16 protein-coding genes are annotated in these 19,992 nt (G+C 67.8%); 4 read left to right on the plus strand and 12 right to left on the minus strand.

Features of this window, described 5'->3' with window-relative positions; genetic code table 11:
- Positions 1-292 precede the first annotated feature (292 nt).
- Positions 293-919 carry an OmpW/AlkL family protein gene (locus tag WQ53_RS06205; RefSeq protein WP_052631264.1) on the plus strand — a complete coding sequence of 209 codons (627 nt, stop codon included), beginning with the start codon at positions 293-295 and terminating at the stop codon, positions 917-919.
- Positions 920-1,340: 421 nt separating this feature from the next.
- On the opposite strand, the gene WQ53_RS06210 is transcribed toward WQ53_RS06205, so the two are convergent.
- The 7 genes from WQ53_RS06210 to WQ53_RS06240 all read right to left on the minus strand — a co-directional run bounded on the left by WQ53_RS06210 (position 1,341) and on the right by WQ53_RS06240 (position 7,478).
- On the minus strand, positions 1,341-2,108 hold the full coding sequence (locus tag WQ53_RS06210; RefSeq protein ID WP_052631265.1) for a YiiX/YebB-like N1pC/P60 family cysteine hydrolase: 768 nt from the start codon (positions 2,106-2,108) through the stop codon (positions 1,341-1,343).
- Between the two features lie 187 nt (positions 2,109-2,295).
- Positions 2,296-3,195 (minus strand): DMT family transporter, encoded by a 900-nt coding sequence (locus WQ53_RS06215; protein ID WP_052631266.1) that lies wholly within the window; start codon positions 3,193-3,195, stop codon positions 2,296-2,298.
- A 67-nt stretch (positions 3,196-3,262) separates the two neighbouring features.
- Positions 3,263-3,907, minus strand: a complete 645-nt coding sequence (locus WQ53_RS06220) for a hypothetical protein (protein WP_144409239.1) — start codon at positions 3,905-3,907, stop codon at positions 3,263-3,265.
- Positions 3,904-4,314 (minus strand): hypothetical protein, encoded by a 411-nt coding sequence (locus tag WQ53_RS06225; RefSeq protein ID WP_144409240.1) that lies wholly within the window; start codon positions 4,312-4,314, stop codon positions 3,904-3,906. The genes WQ53_RS06220 and WQ53_RS06225 overlap by 4 nt, the downstream gene beginning before the upstream one ends.
- A gap of 95 nt (positions 4,315-4,409) precedes the next feature.
- Positions 4,410-5,666 carry an Ig-like domain-containing protein gene (locus WQ53_RS06230; RefSeq protein ID WP_052631269.1) on the minus strand — a complete coding sequence of 419 codons (1,257 nt, stop codon included), beginning with the start codon at positions 5,664-5,666 and terminating at the stop codon, positions 4,410-4,412.
- 61 nt (positions 5,667-5,727) lie between these two features.
- Complete coding sequence (locus WQ53_RS06235) at positions 5,728-6,624, minus strand: class I SAM-dependent methyltransferase (protein WP_082112882.1); 897 nt, start codon at positions 6,622-6,624, stop codon at positions 5,728-5,730.
- Positions 6,625-6,626: 2 nt separating this feature from the next.
- Entirely contained in the window at positions 6,627-7,478 is an 852-nt protein-coding gene (locus tag WQ53_RS06240) for a class I SAM-dependent methyltransferase (protein WP_052631270.1), read from the minus strand.
- A gap of 29 nt (positions 7,479-7,507) precedes the next feature.
- Between WQ53_RS06240 and WQ53_RS16250 the strand changes: the two genes are divergently transcribed.
- From WQ53_RS16250 to WQ53_RS06250, 3 genes are all read left to right on the plus strand, one after another.
- Positions 7,508-8,413, plus strand: a complete 906-nt coding sequence (locus WQ53_RS16250; RefSeq protein WP_082112883.1) for an FMN-binding negative transcriptional regulator — start codon at positions 7,508-7,510, stop codon at positions 8,411-8,413.
- Positions 8,414-8,495: 82 nt separating this feature from the next.
- On the plus strand, positions 8,496-9,521 hold the full coding sequence (locus WQ53_RS06245) for an AraC family transcriptional regulator (RefSeq protein WP_082112884.1): 1,026 nt from the start codon (positions 8,496-8,498) through the stop codon (positions 9,519-9,521).
- Between the two features lie 22 nt (positions 9,522-9,543).
- Positions 9,544-10,170, plus strand: a complete 627-nt coding sequence (locus tag WQ53_RS06250) for a CPBP family intramembrane glutamic endopeptidase (RefSeq protein ID WP_158497815.1) — start codon at positions 9,544-9,546, stop codon at positions 10,168-10,170.
- Positions 10,171-10,219: 49 nt separating this feature from the next.
- On the opposite strand, the gene WQ53_RS06255 is transcribed toward WQ53_RS06250, so the two are convergent.
- From WQ53_RS06255 to WQ53_RS06280, 5 genes are all read right to left on the minus strand, one after another.
- Positions 10,220-13,375: an Ig-like domain-containing protein gene (locus WQ53_RS06255; protein ID WP_082112886.1), complete on the minus strand. Its 3,156-nt coding sequence runs from the start codon at positions 13,373-13,375 to the stop codon at positions 10,220-10,222.
- Positions 13,376-13,884: 509 nt separating this feature from the next.
- Positions 13,885-14,325, minus strand: coding sequence for a GNAT family N-acetyltransferase (locus tag WQ53_RS06265; RefSeq protein WP_052631274.1), 441 nt, complete (start codon positions 14,323-14,325; stop codon positions 13,885-13,887).
- Between the two features lie 37 nt (positions 14,326-14,362).
- Positions 14,363-14,785, minus strand: a complete 423-nt coding sequence (locus WQ53_RS06270; RefSeq protein WP_144409241.1) for a hypothetical protein — start codon at positions 14,783-14,785, stop codon at positions 14,363-14,365.
- Positions 14,786-14,879: 94 nt separating this feature from the next.
- Positions 14,880-16,769, minus strand: coding sequence for a YadA-like family protein (locus WQ53_RS06275; RefSeq protein ID WP_052631276.1), 1,890 nt, complete (start codon positions 16,767-16,769; stop codon positions 14,880-14,882).
- A gap of 139 nt (positions 16,770-16,908) precedes the next feature.
- The gene (locus tag WQ53_RS06280; RefSeq protein WP_144409242.1) at positions 16,909-19,989 is read right to left on the minus strand and encodes a YadA-like family protein; all 3,081 of its coding nucleotides are present in this window, start codon (positions 19,987-19,989) and stop codon (positions 16,909-16,911) included.
- Positions 19,990-19,992: the final 3 nt, after the last annotated feature.

The following is a 19,992-nucleotide window of genomic DNA, read 5'->3' on the forward strand; positions in this document are numbered from 1 at the left end:
ATTCGTCGGCGCGCGCCCTTTCCAGTACGCCGCCGCATGTCCCTGCCACCGGCAGCCGCCCGGGTGATTCCGCGCATCCGGCACCGGCGGGTCGCCGCGGTTCCTCACGCGGCGATCAGCTGCATGAATCCCCCCGTCGCCGCTAACCCGAGCATTTCCGGGGGCATTGCGTGGTTTCGCTGAACCGCGCCGGCCATCGCATGGCGCAAGCACGCCTGCGTTCATTCCTGCGTGGATAGGGTCTGCCACGCCCACTCCCAGGGCACTACAAGAACTAACAGGAGATATCACCATGCGGTCCATTCGAATCCTGAGCCTGGCCCTGATCCCCGCGCTGGCGAGCGCGCCGGCATTCGCCCAGGACACCTACGACACCGGCACCGCGTCCGGCAAGCGCTTCGCCGTGGTCGGCGGCATCGCCCTCATCGAACCGTCCGATCCCGGCGACGGCCTGCGCATCGACGGCGGCCCGGCGCCGACCCTGAGCGCCAGCTGGTACGCCACCGACAACTTCGCCGTGGAGTTGTGGGGTGCGGCCGACAAGTTCAACCACCGCGTGCGCCAGGACGGCGTCGGCAAGCTCGGCACCGTCGAGCAGCAGCCGATCGCGCTGAGCGGCCAGTGGCACTTCGGCCAGGCCGACAACGTGTTCCGCCCGTTCGTGGGCGTGGGCTACTACGAGTCCAACTTCAGCAACGAGGACATCGCCGGCGGCGGCGACCACGTCGGCCTGGAGACCGCCAAGGGCGCGATCGGCACGGTCGGCATGGACTTCAACATCAACCCGACCTGGTTCGCACGCACCGACGTGCGCTACATGCACGCGCGCCCGGAGGTCCGCGTGGCCGGCGAGGGCACCGGTGAGGACCTGAAGCTGGACCCGTGGACGGTCGGCGTGGGCATCGGCGCGCGCTTCTGACCTCAGGCGATGGCGAATGCGAACGGGCCCTGCGGGGCCCGTTCCTTTTTGTGCCGTCCCAGTCCACTGCGCACCGCTCCACCTTGTAGGAGCCCAGCTTGCTGGCGGACACGTGCGCCGGAATCACGAGGGCGTCGACTGGGCCGACGGCGTCGCGTCGCCGGCTGAACCCGGCTCCTACAACAGCCACCGCGCGGCCGCTCTTCTGTAGGAGCTGACTTCAGTCGGCGACACGAGCGTCGGAACCATGAGGGCGTCGCCTGGGCCGACGGCGTCGGGTCGCCGGCTGAACCCGGCTCCTACAACAGCCATGGCGCGGCGGCTCTTCTGTAGGAGCTGACTTCAGTCGGCGACACGGGTGTCGGGATCATGAGGGCGTCGCCTGGGCCAGCGGCGTCGGATCGCCGGCTGAACCCGGCTCCTACAAGGGCGTGCCGCCCTGCCCGGCCTGCGCATCGCTCCAGACCAGCCGGCGGAAGTCGAAGCCGGCCTCCAGCCGCGGCTTGACCACCTGGAAGAACGGCGAGACGTCGAAATCCCGCGGCGTGTACAGGCTGTGGTGGCGGATGTGCAGGATCTCGGCCGCCGCCTGGCGCCCGCCGGCGGTGGTGGCGTCCTGCAGCTCGATCTCCGGCAGGATCGGATAGCGCACCACGCCGAACGCCTCGGCCAGCAGGGTCGAGCAGATCGCGCGGGTCGGCTCGCCGCTGCCCAGGGCGATCATCCGCCGCTTGAGCGGATCGGGCACCGGCGGCTGCCGCACCAGGTAGCGGGCCAGGTCGACGATGTTCTTCAGGTCGTAGTTGTGGCCCACCCGCGAGACCATGTGCTCGACCACCGCATCGGTCTCGCCGGCGCTGAGCCCCACCGGCCGGCAGATCCGCGCGTGCAACCCGGCGAACTCGGCCAGCGGCACGGTGCGCACGCCATCGTTGATGTCCACGTCGACAAACCACGGCTCGGCGGCGCCCTCGGGCACGCCCAGGCACAGCGCCGCATGCGACCAGGTCGACTGGGTCAGGTACTTGATCGCGCTGGCGAAGCGGCTGGTGCCGTCGACCAGCAGCACGTCGCCGCGCCGCAGCGTGGCCGCCAGCAGTTCCAGGCGGCTGCTCGGGCCGCGCTGGTAACGCTCGCGCGGCTGCGCGAGGAAGCGCGCCATCCGCTTTCCGATGAATCCCAACGCCATCGCATCCCCTTCGCCGGTCGCACCGGGACAAGGCTAACCCGGGGGCGGCTGCGATGGCGCGCGATCGTGCGCTCTTTGTAGGAGCCGGGTTCAGCCGGCGACACGGGCGTCGGAACCATGAGGCAGTCGCCTGTGCCGAGGTGGCGTGTCGCCGGCCAAACCCGGCTCCTGCACGAGAAGCGGCGGCTCAGGGCTGGTCGATCGGCGGCGCGCGTTCCGCGCCGATCTTGCGCTCGCGGCGCAGCAGGTACAGGCCGCTGGCGACGATGATCGCCGCGCCGATCCAGGTGGTCGCATCGGGCAGGGTGCGCCACAGCAGCCAGTCCCAGGCGATCACCCACACCAGCCCGGTGTACTCGAGCGGCGCGATCAGCGAGGCGTCGCCGCGCATGAAGGCGCTGGTCAGCGCGACCTGCCCCAGCGCGCCGGCCAGGCCCATGCCCAGGATCAGTGCCGCGTGCCCCCACTGCAGCGGCACCCAGCCGGGAATCGCCGCCAGGCCCGCGCCGGTAGCCATGATCACCAGGAACCAGACCACCATCGACTGCGGCGTGTCGGTGCGGGTCAGCAGGCTCACCGTCACCGCGGCGATCGCATAGGCGGTGGCCGCCAGCAGCACCATCAGCCCGGGGAACGACACGATCCCGTCCACGCCCGGCCGCAGCACCACGATCACCCCGGCCAGACCGATGCCGATCGCAGTCCAGCGCCGCGGCCCCACCTTCTCCCCCAGCAGTGGCACCGACAGCGCCGCCACCAGCAGTGGCGCGACGAAGTAGATCGAGTAGGCGGTGGACAGCGGCATCCGCTTCAGCGCGAACACGAAGCAGCCGATCATCGCCATGCCCAGCACGCCGCGCAGCAGGTGCAGGCCCCAGCGCACCGGCACGATCGAGCGCGGCCCGGCGGTGGCCAGCACCCAGGCCAGCACGAACGGCAACGAGGCGGCGCCGCGCAGCATGGTCACCTGCAGCGGTGGGTAGTGCGCGGCGAGCAGCTTCATGCCCGCGTCCATCACGGAGAAGCTGGCGACGGCGGCGAGCATCCACCCGGCGGCGGCCAGCGGCGAACGTAAGGGCGGTGACATGGCGGCATTATCGCCCGGCGCCCGCGGCCCGGGCCACGCGCCGCGGTAAAAGGCGCGGCCTGTGCCGCTACCGCGCCTGGCAACCTGCGGAATCCGGACGACGCGGCGACTGCGGCAACGAGGGGCATCGTGAAAGCGACCGCAGGATCGCGCCCGTCACCAACCCGAGCACCAGCCCTCCAGCGGCGACGACGCCCAGATACGCGAGCGCGCCGAGCGCGCCCCGCAGTCCGGTTTGCCGCTGCAGCAGATCCGCAGCCTTCGCGCCACTCGCCGCCAGGGACCAGCCGACGGTGCTTCCTGCGACCCACCACCACGTGCGGCGCACGCGATGCCGGAGGACAAGAGCCTGCATCCCGCCCGCGAGGGCACCGCCCGCGGCCACCGACGCGAGCAGCGAATAAGGCAGCTCGACGCTCGCAACTCCCGCCAAGTCGTTGGCGACGAACGGCAGCGCCAACCCGATGCAGGTGACCCAGAACCACTGGTCCGCGCCTCCGCCCAGGCCGCGCATCGCCCGGGCCTGCATCAGGCCGACGCCGATGCCCATGCCGACACCCACCGGTCCCTGCGCCCCGCCGGTGCCGATCCACTCGCCGGCGATGGCAAGCGGCATGATCAGGACCAGTCCGAGGAGCCAGCCGAGCCACGTCGCCAGGATCCACCGCGCGAGGAACTCCGGCTGTGCCAATCGTCGTCGAACCCGGTTCACGCGACGTGCGGGAAGAAAGGATAGTTGGCCGTCACCCACGTCTCGCATCCCTCCAGCTCCCAGGGAAAGGCCGACGACTGTTGTACGAAACGGGCTTCCCAGGTAGCGAACATCCGGATCGGCACGCGCAGGCATCCCATGTTGGGCAGGACTTCCTCGCAGGCGTCCGCACTGGTCAGGTACAGGGTGAGCTCGTCGATATCGGAAGGCAGGCTGCGATAGATCCAGTAGAAGATGCGGACGTACACCGTGTCTTCGTCCAGCTTCAGGATCTTCAGCGGCACGTACGACGTTTCGATGTCTATCCCGGGCATGACGTAAAAGCCGCCCACGGACAGCTGGCCATAGGGAGGGGGTGACTCGGACCCTGCTTCTCCAAGCAGGCATCCGATGAACTTCTTGAGCATGACCTGATTACCGGGCTGATTGTTTTCTCTGGGGGTCCGGGGCGGAAGCATCGGCCCCGCCGGGCCCGCTTCCGCTTCCGCTTCCGGAAAGCGCATCACGGCGCGGCCGAAACGTTGATCTTCACCGAGGCGGTCGCGGAGCCGCCCTTGCCGTCGGTGACGGTGTAGATGAAGAAATCGACGCCTTCGTAGCCGGGATCCGGCGTGTACGTGAACACGCCGCCTTTGGGCTGCTGCTGGACCAGCGTGCCGTATCCGGTGTCGTAGTTGACGGAGACGGAAAGCACGTCGCCGTTCGGATCGCTGTCGTTGGCCAGCACGTCGATGACGATCGGAGTGTTCAGCGGCGTGGCAACCTCGTCGTCCATCGCCACCGGCGACCCGTTGAGGTACTCGATCGGGCCCTCGGTGACGGTCTGCGTGGTCCGCTCCACGCGGTAGGTGTCCACGGCGCGTTTGTGCGCAGGCAGGTTGCGCAAGGCGCGGTCGAGCCAGATGTCGTCCGCCGGCGCGGCTGCCACACGGAACATCCTGCCGAACTCGAATCGCCAGCGCACCATGGCGCGCGTATCGTCGCGATCGTTCTCGAACGGGCCATACTTGCGCGCGTGCGCCACGTCCAGCGCCACGCTGTGCCTGGTTCCCGCGAAGTGCTTCTCGATGCCTGCCGATGCCGTGAACTGGCCGGCCCGGTCACCGGCCAGCATCGCGCCGCCGCGCTCGTAGTCCAGCCCGCCGCGCAGCCGCAGCAGGCTGGCTTCGTAGTACCGCCCGAAGCGCACCCCGAGGCCCTGCTCGTAGGGGCGTTCGAACAGCTCGGTCAGCACGTCGGTGGTCACGAGCCGCCGATAGGGGCGGCCGTCGAGGATGCCCTCCACCACCACGCTGTCGCTGTCCAGGCTGCTGCCGGCCAGTCGCCTGCCGGTGAGCGCACGCGAGTAGTTCAGGTTGAACTCGCCCCCGCGGCGCTCGACGCCGACGCCCAGCGTCGCCTTGCGGTCGCTGGAACGATTCTGGTCCGCGGCCAGCAGCAGCTTGACCACGCTGGCCTCCGGTACGCGCTCGCCCTGCAGCCAGTGGAAGCCGAACGCCAGACCGCCCGCGCCGCCCGCGCCCAGCCAGCCTTCGACCACCGATGCCCGCTTGCCATCGAATCCGAGCACGCCGCGTGCTTCGCCCTGCACGTCGCCATCCTGGTCGATGGCGATGCCGATGCGTCCATGGCTGCCGCCATAGGCCAGCGGAAGCACGCGCCCGTCGTACGCCTCCTGCGGCGAAGGCGCCTGCGCGTTCGCAGCCAGCGGCAGGATCAGTGAAATGGAAATGGCGACGGACAACGCTTTGCGGATCATGTGCTGCGGATTCTTTGGGATGGATGCGGTGCGGGGGAGCGGGGATGGAATGAGGCGGGGGCTACCACGGCCCGGCCACTCGCCGGGCAAGGAATCGCAGGAGCCGTGCGCGCTCGGGTGCGGTCGCGACGGGTTCGTCCGCCGGCCTGGAGGCGGCCACGACGACGAATTCGCAGGGAATCCGGTAGCCGTCACCGACGCGCCATTGCTCGATGGTGCGGAGGTAGACCGCGCGGACCCTGTTGCGGGTGGCGGCGCTGAACCGGCACCAGGCCATGGCGACCGGTCCGCCCATGAAGGCGGCATCGCATGCCTGCTCGGCGTTCGCGTACTCCAGGACGGTGTCCAGGCGCTGCTGGCCCAGGCCGGTGAAACCCACCGACGCACAGAGCCCGGGCAGCGTGTCGTTCTCGCCCAGCCGGAAGAACAGCGGGCAGACCTCGCTGGCGACTTCGGCGTCGATGATCGGGAACAGCGCGGACCAGCCGCAGCGCGAGTGCTCGCCCCAGACGGCGAAGGCCACGCGGCCGCCGGGCCGCAGCACGCGGTGGATCTCGCGCAGGGCCTGTTCGGGATTCGGCATGTACATCAGACCGAAGGCGCAGACCACCAGGTCGAAGCAGGCGTCGGGCCAGGCGAGCTGCTCGGCGTCCATGCGCAGGAACCTGACGTTGTCCCGCTTCCGGTCGCTGGCACGCTGCTGTGCGGTCTCGATCATCCGCTCGGAGATGTCGATGCCGATCACCTGGCCTTCATCGCCGACGATCGTGGCCACCCTGAAGGCGACCAGCCCGGTGCCGCAGGCCACATCCAGCGCGATCTCCCCGTCGAGTGGCATTGCCAGGTCCAGCAGGCACTCGTGCGCCGCCGAAAGCTGGGCCCGCCACAGCGGGTCGTACAGGTGGGCGGCCAGGTCCCAGCCGTAGCGCTGGACACGCCGTTGCAGTCTCGCGTCCATGCCTACTTTCGGGTGATCACGATGTCCAGGTAGTCGCTCGGAGCGACAAGGCTTTCATTGCGCGCGCCGTATTCGATGCCACAGCTCATCATGTTGAGCATGTAGACCAGGTCCTCTTCCAGCAGCGTCGCCTGCTTCGCGGAGAGTGCCTCGAACGCCTTCTTCACCGGGCCGTACCAGGTACGGAAGACCCTGACGAAGTGCTCAGCCGAGCTGTAGCGGAAATGGAAGGTTCTCGGCATGAACGAAATGTCGGACGCCTGATTGCCGAACAGCGCCTGGATGTGGTCCTGCGTTCCCCATAGCAAGGGAGACTGACTTCCGGCGGGCGGTGGCAGATGCCTGCCGAGGGACCTGAACAACTCGCCGATCAGGCTGGATGGCGTCCAGTTGGCCAGGGCGATGCACCCGCCGGGGCGGCAGACCCGCAACATCTCGGCGGCGGCGCGCGGGTGGTCGGGGGCGAACATGACACCGAACGTGGACAGGACCGTGTCGAAACTCGCGTCCTCGAACGGCAGCGCCTCGGCGTCGGCCACCTGGAAATCAACGCTCAACAATTCCGCCTCGGCCCGCCTTCTTCCCAGTTCCAGAAGCTCGGGAACGTAGTCGGTCGAGGTGACCTCGCATCCGCGCCGCGCCGCGGCGAGGGTGGCGTTGCCGTTGCCGGCGGCCACGTCGAGCACTTTCTCGCCCCAGCGCAGGCGACAGGTCTCGGCCAGCGTTTCGCCGACGATCTGCAAGGTGGTGCCGACGACAGCGTAGTTGCCACTCGACCAGGCGGCCTGCTGACGCCGCTTGAGGGAGACCAGATCGATGGGCGCCGGTGGCGCCGCTTGGGAAATGAGGTTCATGTGGACCTCTGCGCTGGAAGGGAGGTGGCATGATCTGGTACGCAATGCCCGCCGATCCTGTCGATCCGTCTCGCGAAACTTGCACCGCGTCCGGCGCTGTCGGACCGCCCCCCGAAATATGCCAATTCATCCGGAAATCCATGCTCATCGTCCGGAGCCGCGACCGACCCGTTGGACTGGCGCGTCGGCGCGTACACAATCCTGCCCCGTGGACGGAGATCATGCGTCAGGCCTCATTCCCCAAGTTTCATAAGCATTCGTCCAACTTGCTCCTGCATCAAAGCACAGGTAGAGATCGCATGTACCCAGACAAAAAGTTCATCGTGGAAGAGCTCGATGAAATTCGGGCTTTTGTGGAAAAGCATCCGTTCGCGACACTTGTCGCCACGGATTCGAGTGGTGAATATGTGGCGACCCACGTGCCGCTGCTTGTCGAACAGTGGGGTGAGAAAATTATCTTTCGAGGGCACATGATGCGGGAAACGGATCATTGGGAGGCGCTGAAGCACCGCCCCCATGTCTTCGTTTCCTTTCTTGGGCCGGATGCACCCGTCCTTGGCAGCTGGCAGCTAACGCCTCGGTTTGGAGGCACCTGGAATTACCAGGCAGTTCATGTCCGGGGCATTGCACAGAGTCGAGATTGCGATGTGCTGGTGAAACATCTTGAAGAACTGAAAAACCGTTTTGAAACCAGTCCGGACCACAAGTTTTCCAGCCTTCCATCTGAATACATCGACGCGCTACTACCTCTGATCGAGTGTTTTGACATTGTTGTTTCCGATTTGAAATGCATTTTCAAGCTCAGTCAAAATCGGAAGATTGAGGAGTTCGATCGTACCGCGGGAAATCTACGCCTGATGGGCGGAAAATCGGCACTTGTTGCGGAAGAAATGCTGATACGCCGGGCGGAATTCTACCCATGCCGCGACACCTGACAATTCATCAAGCCGGCACCGCTTCGCGGCACGGCTTGATTCAGGCGACGAGCGGACGCTGCTGCGAGGCGGCAGGCTGACGATGGACGCGCTTTCCGAGATCCTGCGGGTGGTGCATCTCAGCGGCGCCTTTTTCGTGCATGCCCGTTTCACGGCCCCCTGGTGCTATCAATCCCCATGCGCGGCGATATCGGCGCCCTGGCTCGAGCCGGGTGCCGAGCGCGTCGTGATATTCCACCTGGTGACCGAGGGCGAGTGCCTTGTCGAGATGGACTGCATGCCGCCGCTGCGCGCGCGCGCCGGCGACGTGGTGATATTCCCCCACGGCCAGGAGCACCGGATGGCGTCGGAACCGGGTCTGCCGCCGGCGCGAAGCGCCAACCTGAAGAAGCTGCTCTCGCGCCGACCAGCCCGGTTGATGCACGGCGGTGGTGGACGGGCGACGCGTATCGTGTGCGGATACATGGCTTGCGACCTGCGACTCGCCCAGCTGCTGCTGAACGGATTGCCGCCGGTGATCAGCGTGAATGTGCGCGACTGGAAAGCAGGCGAATGGCTCGAGTCATCGGTGCGCCACGCATTGGCCGAGGCGCGCTCGCCCGTCCCGGGAGGCGCGAGCCTGCTGTCCAGGCTGGCCGAGGTCCTGTTCATCGAGGTGTTGCGCCAGCACACGCACCAGAACGAAAGCCGCCAGGGATGGCTGGCCGGGCTGGCCGACCGGGTCGTGGGCCGCGCATTGAACGCCCTCCACGAACGTCCCGCGAACGACTGGACCCTGGAGGAGCTTGCGCGCGTGGCCGGCACCTCCCGGTCCGTGCTGGCCGAACGCTTCCAGCACCTGGTCGGGACGTCTCCGATGCAGTACCTCACGCAGTGGCGCCTGGCCATGGCGGCGAACCTGCTCAGCCGCAGCAGCGCGCCGCTCGCGAACATCGCCGAGGAAGTCGGATACCAGACGGACACGTCTTTCATCCGGGCTTTCCGCCGCGAGTACGGAATGCCGCCTGCGGCCTGGCGGCGGAACCTCATCGGCGACGGTGGATATGCCGGCCCACCCAGGGAGACGCGAACCGGCCAGGCGTCGGGCCGCTCCGTCAAGTACCGATAACCACACCACAGGAGTGACAGGCGTGCTACTGGTCAATGCAACCCTTTCAGCGGTACTGCAGGTATTGGTGTTCACTGCGATTCCGTTCTTCTACTACCTCGCCAGGTACCGGCGCGCCAAGGGCTTCCTCGATTACGTCGGCTTGCGCAAGCCGCGGCGGCGCACGATGCTGCATGCGACGCTGTTCGCCCTGGCGTTCGTGCTGCCTGTGCTGTCGCTCCTCTACTTCCTGCCGGGCGCACGCGACGTCGTCTCCGGGCCGAACACGGTCATCGGCGGGCTGAAGGCGCACGGCCTGTCCGGCGCAGCCGTCGCCCTGCTGGTCTGCAAGGCGTTTGTCCAGACTTCGCTTTCCGAGGAAATCCTGTTCCGGGGATTCCTGGCGAAGCGGCTGATCCACCGGCTTGGATTCGTGAGCGGCAATCTGCTGCAGGCCCTGCTGTTCGGCCTGGTTCACCTGCTGGTTTTCATCGGCCAGGAGTTCTCGGTCGCCGTCGCTGCAGGCGTGGTCCTGTTCGCGGCGCTGGGAGGCTGGGTCAACGGCTACCTCAACGAGCGGCTGGGCAACGGTTCCATCCTGCCGAGCTGGTGGCTGCACGCGCTCACCAATGCGATCACGTACGGCGTCCTGGCGTTCGCCTTGTCGTGAGCCAGCCGCCGCGCCAGGACGCGGCGCCCGCACTGCATGGACCCTTCCGTCAGTTGATGGGGCCCGGATGGACAGTCACGGTCACTGTCCCGACGTCCTGCCCTCCCTTTCCGTCCTCGATCGTGTACGTGAATGTCGAGATGCCCACGAAGCCGGTATCACCAGGAAAGAACCGGAACACTCCTGCCCCCAGGAAGTCGAGCGTTCCGACCGATGGGTTGCTGAAACCGACCACGTTGATCGTGTCGCCATCGGGATCCATGTCGTTCGCAAGAACGGGAATGTCGACAGGATTGGCACCGCTCGTTTCCGCCGTGTCATCTGCCGCGACCGGATCCTGGTTCGATGTATCGGAACCGTTGACGCTGACCGTTACCGTGGCCGTATCGGTGCCGCCGTTCCCGTCGTCGACGGTGTAGGAGAAGCTGTCGCTGCCGATGTAGCCCGGCGCCGGCGTGTAGCGCACCTGTCCGTTGACGATGGCCGCGGTGCCATGGAGCGGCGTGCCGACGCTCGCGATCGTCAGCGCGTCGCCGTCCGGGTCGCTGTCGTTGGCCAGCACGTCGATGTCGATCGCCGTGTCCTGCACCATGCTGGCGGTGTCATCGGCGGCGACCGGATCCTGGTTCGACGTATCGGATCCGTTGACGCTGACCGTGACCATGGCCGTATCGGTGCCGCCGTTCCCGTCGTCGACAGTGTAGGAGAAGCTGTCGCTGCCGATGTAGCCCGGCGCCGGCGTGTAGCGCACCTGCCCGTTGACGATGGCCGCGGTGCCATGGAGCGCCGAACCGACGCTCGCGATCGTCAGCGCGTCGCCGTCCGGGTCGCTGTCGTTGGCCAGCACGTCGATGTCGATCGTCGTGTCCTGCACCATGCTGGCGGTGTCGTCGGCGGCAACCGGCGCCTGGTTGGGCGTGTCCGGGCCATTGATGCTGACCGTGACCATGGCCGTATCGGTGCCGCCGTTGCCGTCGTTGACGACGTAGGTGAAGCTGTCGCTGCCGATGTAGCCTGGCGCCGGCGTGTAGCGCACCTGCCCGTTGACGATGGCCGCGGTGCCATGGAGCGGCGTACCCACGCTCGCGATCGTCAGCGCGTCGCCGTCCGGGTCGCTGTCGTTGGCCAGCACGTCGATGTCGATCGTCGTGTCGTGCACCATGCTGGCGGTGTCGTCGGCGGCGACCGGCGCCTGGTTGGGCGTGTCCGGGCCATTGATGCTGACCGTGACCGTGACCGTTGCCGTATCGGTGCCGCCGTTTCCGTCGTCAACGACGTAGGTGAAGCTGTCGCTGCCGATGTAGCCTGGCGTCGGCGTGTAGCGCACCTGCCCGTTGACGATGGCCGCGGTGCCATGGAGCGGCGTACCGACGCTCGCGATCGTCAGCGCGTCGCCGTCCGGGTCGCCGTCGTTGGCCAGCACGTCGATGTCGATCGTCGTGTCCTGCACCATGCCGGCGGTGTCGTCGGCGGCGACCGGCGCCTGGTTGGGCGTGTCCGGGCCATTGATGCTGACCGTGACCGTGACCGTGGCCGTATCGGTGCCGCCGTTGCCGTCGTCGACGACGTAGGTGAAGCTGTCGCTGCCGATGTAGCCTGGCGCCGGCGTGTAGCGCACCCGTCCGTTGACGATGGCCGCGGTGCCATGGAGCGGCGCACCCACGCTCGCGATCGTCAGCGCGTCGCCGTCCGGGTCGCCGTCGTTGGCCAGCACGTCGATGTCGATCGCCGTGTCCTGCACCACGCCGGCGGTGTCATCGGCGGCGACCGGCACCTGGTTGATGAACTCGATGGGGCCGGGGATGGTCGTCGTCAGGACGCGCTCGACACGATACGTGTCGACGGTGCGCTTGTGCGCAGGCAGGTTGCGCAGCGCACGCTCGACCCACGCGTCGTCGACCGGCGACGCGACGGGAGCCTGCACGACCGTTTCCACCGGTACATCCAGCACCGACTCCTCGATCGTGGTGAACCTCAGTTCGACGCGCCGGTTCCGCGCGCGATTGGCTTCGGATTCGTTGGGGACCAGCGGCGACAGTTCGCCGCGGCCGCTTGCGACCAACACGTCTCCCGGGATTCCTTCGGCGACCAGCCAGTTCCGCAATGCCGCCGCACGCGCCTCGGACAACGACTGGTTGTATTCGACCGTGGCCAGGTCGCAGGTGTGCCCGATGATCTCGACGACGCCGGTCAGCGACGTCTTCAGTTTCCCGACCAGGAACCGGAGGTCGGCTTTCGCCGCTTCGGTCAGTTCCGAGCGATCGAGCGCAAACAGCGCCTGCCCCGACAGTTCCACTTCGTTCCGCACCAGCGTCTGCCGCGATCCCGCCACATGGCTTCCCGCTGCCTCGGCAGGCGCGGAAACCGCGTAGGCGCGGAATGGCCGGCCGAACTCGTATCGCCAGAAAACCGTGGCCCGGGCATCATCACCATCACTGTCGAACGGACCGTCCTTGCGCGCATGCGAAAGCTCCATTGCGAAGCTGTGTCCCGTCGCCGCGAAATGCTTCTCCACCCCGACCGATGACGTGAACTGGCTCGCCTTGCCATTGGCCAGCATTGCCTTGCCATACTCGTAGTCCAGCCCGGCGCGCAGCCTGACCATGCTTTGGTCGTAGAAGCTGCTGCCGCGCAAACCGATGCCATGCTCGTAGGGATGCTCGAACAACTCGGTCAAGGTGGTGGTAACGACGAGTTGCCGGTAAGGGCGGCCATCCCGTGTCCCGGTCACAGTCTCGCTTCCGATGTCCAGGTCGCGATCAAGCAGGCGCTCATGGGTGAGTGCACGCGAGTACGTGATGCCGAACTCGCCATTCCGTCTTTCGATGCCGAACCCGAGCGTGCCCTTCCGGTCACCGAACGCGTTCTGGTCTGCAGCGAGAAGCGCCTTGAGTACGCTCCCCTGCTCTCCTGGTTTCCGGACCAGCCAGTGGTAGCCGAGCGCACCGCCACCTGCGCTTCCCGCTCCCATCCAACCCTCCATCACGAACGCGCGCTGGCCATCGAATCCGAATACGCCACGCGCCTCACCCTGCAGGTCGCCATCCTGGTCGATACCCAAGCCGATGCGCGCATCGCTGCCGGCGTAGCTGAGCGGCAACACGCCGTTGGCGTGCGCACCTTGCGGTCGCACATCCTGGGACACCGCCGCGGGGGGCACGAGGAGTGAGATCGAAATGGCAACGGATACTGCCTTGCGGGACATCTGCTATGGGCTCCAGACTTTCGCCATGCGGCTGATGGGTTGTAGAGGTGGACAAAGCCGCCCTGGCAAACCGTCCGGGGACCGGAAGGAAGCCATTTTTCTTCCCGACATGCGGGCTCAAGCGGCCATCCGGGGGCTCCCGTCGATGTCACCTGGCAGCCGCGTCTGGCGGCAGCAAAGCGTCGCGTTGCCGTCCCCTGCGGACACATCCGAAACGACGCCGCACATGTTCCAGTGGTGCGGGAACGGAATCCTGTCGAAACGTCCGGAAAACATTGCCTCCGATACGAGGCATGCCAGCTGGCCGTTCGTACGGATCGCCTGGCGGGACGTACGGTGCCGCTGTGGCATCACGCGTAGTCCTGCGCGTTTTATGGACAATGGCAGCGACGGCCCTGGCAATTCCGGAACGCCCGGCACGACTCACCGAGTGCTGCCGCATTGCGGGCTGCGACGGAATGGGAGTCATGTCCGCGGGTAGCCTCGAGGCGCTTGCTTCGAACAGAATGTCAGCCCCGCCACTCCCAGACCTCACCTGCATCGTCGTCCCATGCGGTTCCCGCGATCGAGAATCCGAGGGCCCGGAGAATCTTCGTGGATGGATTCTCTTCCATGAGCGTGAACGCCCTGATGCCGATTCCTGGAGCGTGGGCGCGGGCCAGCGCGACAAGCGATGATGCCGTCTGGAACGCGTATCCCTTGCGCCGCTCGTGATCGAGGGTGAAGTACGCGATCTCGACATGACCGCCTTCAGGGGGGCCGACGAACGCGCCGCCGCCCACGCCCCGGCCACCGACCGCCGCCACGTAACCGGTCCAGGGCGGATGGAATCCGACGCGGCGGTAGAGATCAGCGGTCGCCTGGCAGCCGGCGACAAGCGCCTCCGGCATGTCCGGGACCGTCCGGACCGGAACACCATTCCGATCGCAAGGCACGAGCGAGAACGTCATGGGGGCCTGCCGATTGCACCGGGGAACCGGCTGGATCCTATGGACGGCCGCACGTCTCTCCCGTGCCTGCCGCGCCGGTCGCGCTCCGCGCGCATTCGCCGCGATACACGGTGCTGGTGCGCAGGCGGGCGGTCTTCGACCTGGCGATGTCGTTCACCACACCCGCCAGGGGATCCAGCCCGCCCTCTTCGCGCCGCTGTCCGGCGCCGGAAGGCTTCCCGGCTTCGCCGCGGACATGAGCCGCTTCGCGCAGCGACAGGTTCGCCTTCCTGATCCGGCGGTTGACCGCCGCGTCGAGGGCGGTCGGCCCGTTTTCGCCCTGCCCCAGGCTCCTGGAATCCTCGCGGGATTGCCCGGGCTCCAGCTCGCACGCCTCGACCGATTGGGCATGCATGCCGAGTGCCGCGGCCGCGAGCGCCACGAGCGCCACGAGCATGAATTTTCCGGTGTTCACGAGCATGTTTCCTTCCGGTGTGTTGGTGGGTGGTCGTTCGCACCCGGACGCACGGCCTGCGTGCCGTCCGGGTGCCCTTCGGATGCCGGAACGGCCCCGGCTACAGGTCGACGCCGAAGCCCATGCCCGCGGAACGCTCGTTGCCACTGAACGCACCGCCGAGCGAGAAGGACGATGACTTCCCGACCCGCTTCCCGTACCCGATCGAAAGCGCGCGCTCTCCGCCCTGGAAGCCGGCACCAACGGCAACCCGGCCACGCGGACTCTGCGTTCCCGCGGCATTGATCGCCATGTTGAGCATCGCGGCGCCCATGGCACCCTGGCGCGAGATCCGGCGATCCTGCTGGTTCATGCGCTCATCCAGGCCCCAGAAGCGGTCTTCCAGCGCATCCAGGCGCCCCTTGAACGAGTCGAAGTCGACCCCGGTCAAGGCTTCGATGGCATTGTTGGTGTAGGAATTTGCCGCAGTCAGCGTGGCGGCATCGCCGGCATCGGCGTAGGTCTTGGCTTCCGCCAGGGTCTTGGCGTCTCCGGCCTCCATGTCCGTACGGATCGCCGCCTCGCGGGCGTCGGTGTAGTCGTGCGCGATCTCCACCGCGCCGCCCACCACTGTGGCGATGCGCTGGTCGGTGTAGTTGTTGGCGGCCTGGAGCGTCTGCGCGTCGCCCGCATCGGCATAGTTGCGGGCGGCGGACAGCGTCTGCGCATCGCCCGCGTCGGCATGGTCGCGGGCGCTCGACAGCGTCTGCGCATCGCCTTCCGCGGCGATATCGCGGACTTTCTGCTCGCTCACCCCGCCACCGCCACCGCTGCCGCCGCCCCCCCCGGTCTGGCCATCCAGGTCCGTGAGCTTGCTGTCCACGGCCGCCAGCGCGGCGCCCACGTTGTTGTAGCTCGCGCCCTGGATCACGTAGTTCGGCGCGGTGAAGGCGCCGTTGATGTAGACGGCGCCGCCGCCCAGCCAGCCGGCGATGCCCGCGCCCAGCTGGTTGAGCTGGGCCACGTTGACCGCATCGGTGAGCTCGGTGCCGGCGGCGAGGTTCACCAGCTGGCGCGCGCGGATGGCCGATCCGATCGATACGACATCGGCGCGGTCCGTGTAGGAGCCGAGGCCGATCGCGACGGAACGGGACGCGCCGATGCCGGTGTTCGCGCCCTGGCCGATCGCCACGCTGCCTCCTCCCTGCGCGAACGCATCGGCGCCGAGCGCGATGCTTTCTCCACCGACCGCCCGCGCGGAAGTACCGATGGCCACGGCCCGTCCGCCGGTCATCGCCTCGGTTCCGATGGCCACGCTGTAGCCCAACGCACTGGCGCGATCGCCGATCGCGGTCGCGTTGGCTGCCCGCGCCCGGGCATTGGAGCCGAGCGCGATCGAGTTGGGACTGTTCTCCGACACGAGCGAGCCATGTCCCACTGCGAGCGATCGACTTGAGCCTTCCTGGATCAAGGTACGGCCGTCCATGCCATCGGCAGCGCCCAGGGCGATGCTGTAGTCCGCCCCCTGAAGAATACTCGCGCCGACGCCGTACGCGGCGGATTGCGCGCTGTTCACAAGGTTCGAGATGCCCATGGCCGTGCTCGAACTGCCATAGACCGCGTTGTCCACGCCGAAGGCAGCACTGTGTTCGCCGACGGCAACGTTGAACCGCCCGAAGGCGTTGCTTCCCCATCCGTTGGCGGAATTCATGTAACCGAAGGCCGAGCTCTCCGTGCCAACCGCCTCGTTCCTGTTGCCGAACGCGCTGGCGTTCAGGGCTCTGGCGCCGTTCCTCAGGCCGAACGCGCTGCTGAGTACCTCGTCCGCCACGTTCTCTTTGCCGAACGCGACCGCGTTCGTTCCCCCGGCGAGGTTGTCCTTGCCGCAGGCGACCGCACCCGTGCCTGCCGCCACACTGCCGAGTCCCGGTTCGCAGACGTCGCCGGCCCATGCCGGCGAGGCGAGGATCAGGCCGATGGTGCCGGCCATCACGGCGCGGCGCACCGCCATCCCACAATGCTTCATTGATCGATTCCCTGGTTGAAATGTCAGTCAAGAGACCGGCTTCGGCGCGGAGTCCACGAGGGGAGACGTGGTTTGACTCGTACGCCGAGGCCGGCCGGAAAAATGCCGGACTCGCTGGTCCAACCTAGAGGCCGATGCCCACGCCCGCCGCGCCGGACCGCTCGTTGCCGCTGAAAGCGCCCGCAAGGGTGGCCGCGACGCGCGGGCTGAACGAATGCACCACGCCGACCGAAAGCGCCTGCTCGCCGCCGCTGAAGCCGACGCCGGCACCGATCCGGGTGCGGTACTCGCCCTGCACGGCCGCGGCGCTGGCAGCCATGCCGATCATCGCGCTGCCCATCGCGCCGTGCTGGGAGATCCGGCGGTCCTGGCGGTGCAGGCGACGGTCCACCCGCTCGAAGCTGTCCTCGAGCGCCGTCAGGCGGCCGCGGAAGGAATCCCCGTCGACGCCCGTCAGGTCGTGGATAGCGTCGTTGGTATAGGCATTGGCCGCGGTCAACGTGGCGGCATCGCCGGCGTCGGCATAGTCCCTGGCGGCCGCCAGCGTCTGCGCGTCGCCCACGGCCATGTCGGTGCGGATCGCCGCCTCGCGGGTGTCGGTGTAGGTGTTCGCGGCGACCAGGGTCTGCGCGTCGCCCGCGGCCATGTCGGTGCGGATCGCGGCCTCGCGGGTGTCGGTGTACGCATTGGCGTCCGCCAGCGTCTGCGCGTCGCCGGCCGCCATGTCCGTGCGGATCGCCGCCTCGCGGGTGTCGGTGTAGCCGTTCGCGACCTGGACCGCATCGCCCGCCGCGGCCGCGATGCGCTGGTCGGTGTAGCTGTTGGCGGCCTGCAGGGTCTGCGCGTCGCCGGCATCGGCGTGGCTGCGCGCATCCTGCAGCGTCTGCGCGTCGCCGGCATCGGCATAACTGCGTGCGTCCTGCAGCGTCTGCGCGTCGCCGGCGTCGGCGTAGGCGCGCGCTTCCTGCAGCGTGGCGGCGTCGCCGGCGTCGGCGTAGTCCTGGGCGTCCTGCAGCGTCCGCGCGTCGCCGGCATCGGCATAGTCCTGCGCGTCCGCCAGGATCTGCGCATCGCCTTCCGCCGCGATGTCGCGCACCTGCTGCTCGGTGACGCCGCCATTGCCGCCGCCCTGGCCTTCCAGCGCCGTCAGCCTGTCGTCCACCGCCTTCAGGGCATCGCCCACGTTGTCGTAGCTGGCGCCCTGGATCACGTAGTTCGGCTCGGTGAAGGCGCCGTTGGCGTACCCGGCGCCGCCGCCCAGCCAGCCGGCGAGGCCGGCGCCCAGCAGGTTGAGCTGGCCCACGTTCACGGCGTCGGTCAGTTCCGTGCCGGCAGCCACGTTCACCAGCTGGCGTGCGTTGCCCGCCGAGCCGATCGACACCACGTCGTCCCGGTTGGCGACCGAGTTGGCGCCGATGGCCACGCTGTTGTTGCCGGTCACCACCGCGTCGTCGCTGCCGTCGTCGGCGCCATCGGCGACGAAGTAGGGCGTCTCTCCCGCCTCGACCGCCGCGATGGCGGTCTGCAGCTGCTGAAGGTTCACCGCGTCGGTCGCCCCCGTGCCGGCGACCACGCCGGTGATGCGGCGACCGCCGACCGCGACCGTGTTCGCCTGGTTGGCGATGGTGTTCGCGCCGAGGGCCACCGAATTGGCGGCGCTGGCCACCGCATCCTGCCCCAGGGCGATGGCGCCGTTGGCGCTGGCGCGCGACTGGTAGCCGATCGCGATGGCGCCGCTGGCGGACGCGGCCACCGCCGCGTCGAAGCCGAGGGCCACCGCGTACTGCGAGTTCGCGCCCACCCGCGCGCCGGTCGCGGCGTCGGTGCCGCTGCCGAACGCGATGGAGCCGGTCGCGCCGGTGGAGATCCTGGAGTAGTGGCCGAACGCATTGGCCAGCTCGGCGCCGTTTTCGATGAAGTTGTTCGCGCCGAAGGCATTGCCTCGGAAACCGGCCACGACGTTCATATGACCGAAAGCGTTCCCCAGTTCCGCCGACACATTGTTCGACGACCCGTAGGCGTTGGCGTTTTCGCCCCAGACCACATTGCCGGAGCCGAAGGCATTGCTATTCCCAGATCCGACCGTGTTCTCTGAGCCGAAGGCATTGCTGTACCTCGCGCCGGCGAACAACTGGTTGCTCCGCCCGAAGGCATTGTTGTCGGCGCCGGCGACTTCGTTCAGGTGGCCGACCGCGACGCCGTAGGTTGCAGCCACCTGGTTCCTGTATCCGAATGCCGAGGCCGAGGCCTGGGTGACGGTGTTCTCGAAACCGACAGCTGTCGACTCCTGCCCCACGATCCTGTTGCCGTAGCCCACCGAAGTCGCCTGGCGCCCGGTCGCGACATTTCCGCTGCCTACCGCGGTGGCCTCCTGGCCGATGCTGCGGTTGCCGTGGCCGACGGCGGTGCTGCCCTGGCCGGAGGTATCGTTGTCGACGCCGACGGCCGTCGACTCCGTGCCATCGGCGATGTTCGACACGCCCAATGCCAGCGCCCAGAGCGCCTGGGCCCGGTTGTTCCAGCCCACCGCCATGGCCTGATCGGCCGAGGCGACGGAGGCATAGCCGATCGCCACGGACTGGTTCGCACTCGCCATGTTGCCGTAGCCGAAGGCGCTCGCGTTCTCTCCTCCGGCGTAGTTCTGGTTGCCGAACGCCGAGCTGCCGTGGCCGATGGCGCCGTTCTGGTAGCCGACGGCGCTGCTCGCGACGCCCTCGGCCAGGTTGTAGACGCCCATGGCCGACGCGGCCGTCTCCAGGGCGTCGTTGCCGCGGCCCACGGCCACGCTTTCCCAGCCCAGCGCCTGGTTCAATGCGCCGATCGCGACCGACGACGACAGCGCAAGGTTGGCCAGGCCCATCGCCACCGATTCGGCCGAGGCGGTGTTCGAATGGCCGATCGCGACCGCCACCAGCCCGGAGGCCGCATTGTCGGTCCCGATCGCGACCGACTCCTGTCCGTCCGCGGTGTTGCCGCGGCCGCAGGCGAAGGCCTCGTCGCCGTTCGCCGTGCTGCCCAGGCCGGGGTCGCAGACGTCGCCGGCGACGGCGGGCGCGGAGATCGCGATCCCCAGCGCGACGACGAGGGCACGAAGCCTCGGGATGTGTTGGGCATGCTCACGCTTCATCTGGATTCCTCTCGTGTTCTCGTGTGTTCGTTCTTCCCCGGCGGCACGGACGCGGCCGGGACTTCGCTGCGGATGCATGGG

Source organism: Pseudoxanthomonas suwonensis (assembly GCF_000972865.1).
In the GTDB taxonomy this organism is placed as follows: Bacteria; Pseudomonadota; Gammaproteobacteria; order Xanthomonadales; family Xanthomonadaceae; genus Pseudoxanthomonas; species Pseudoxanthomonas suwonensis_B.

What these genes read in the sequence shown, in the direction of transcription:
- WQ53_RS06205 (WP_052631264.1), top strand. Translation starts at nt 293, where the DNA reads ATGCGGTCCATTCGAATCCTGAGCCTGGCCCTGATCCCCGCGCTGGCG.
- WQ53_RS06210 (WP_052631265.1), bottom strand. Translation starts at nt 2,108, where the DNA reads ATGGCGTTGGGATTCATCGGAAAGCGGATGGCGCGCTTCCTCGCGCAG.
- WQ53_RS06215 (WP_052631266.1), bottom strand. Translation starts at nt 3,195, where the DNA reads ATGTCACCGCCCTTACGTTCGCCGCTGGCCGCCGCCGGGTGGATGCTC.
- WQ53_RS06225 (WP_144409240.1), bottom strand. Translation starts at nt 4,314, where the DNA reads ATGCTCAAGAAGTTCATCGGATGCCTGCTTGGAGAAGCAGGGTCCGAG.
- WQ53_RS06230 (WP_052631269.1), bottom strand. Translation starts at nt 5,666, where the DNA reads ATGATCCGCAAAGCGTTGTCCGTCGCCATTTCCATTTCACTGATCCTG.
- WQ53_RS06235 (WP_082112882.1), bottom strand. Translation starts at nt 6,624, where the DNA reads ATGGACGCGAGACTGCAACGGCGTGTCCAGCGCTACGGCTGGGACCTG.
- WQ53_RS06240 (WP_052631270.1), bottom strand. Translation starts at nt 7,478, where the DNA reads ATGAACCTCATTTCCCAAGCGGCGCCACCGGCGCCCATCGATCTGGTC.
- WQ53_RS16250 (WP_082112883.1), top strand. Translation starts at nt 7,508, where the DNA reads ATGATCTGGTACGCAATGCCCGCCGATCCTGTCGATCCGTCTCGCGAA.
- WQ53_RS06245 (WP_082112884.1), top strand. Translation starts at nt 8,496, where the DNA reads ATGGACGCGCTTTCCGAGATCCTGCGGGTGGTGCATCTCAGCGGCGCC.
- WQ53_RS06255 (WP_082112886.1), bottom strand. Translation starts at nt 13,375, where the DNA reads ATGTCCCGCAAGGCAGTATCCGTTGCCATTTCGATCTCACTCCTCGTG.
- WQ53_RS06265 (WP_052631274.1), bottom strand. Translation starts at nt 14,325, where the DNA reads ATGACGTTCTCGCTCGTGCCTTGCGATCGGAATGGTGTTCCGGTCCGG.
- WQ53_RS06270 (WP_144409241.1), bottom strand. Translation starts at nt 14,785, where the DNA reads ATGCTCGTGAACACCGGAAAATTCATGCTCGTGGCGCTCGTGGCGCTC.
- WQ53_RS06275 (WP_052631276.1), bottom strand. Translation starts at nt 16,769, where the DNA reads ATGGCGGTGCGCCGCGCCGTGATGGCCGGCACCATCGGCCTGATCCTC.
- WQ53_RS06280 (WP_144409242.1), bottom strand. Translation starts at nt 19,989, where the DNA reads ATGCATCCGCAGCGAAGTCCCGGCCGCGTCCGTGCCGCCGGGGAAGAA.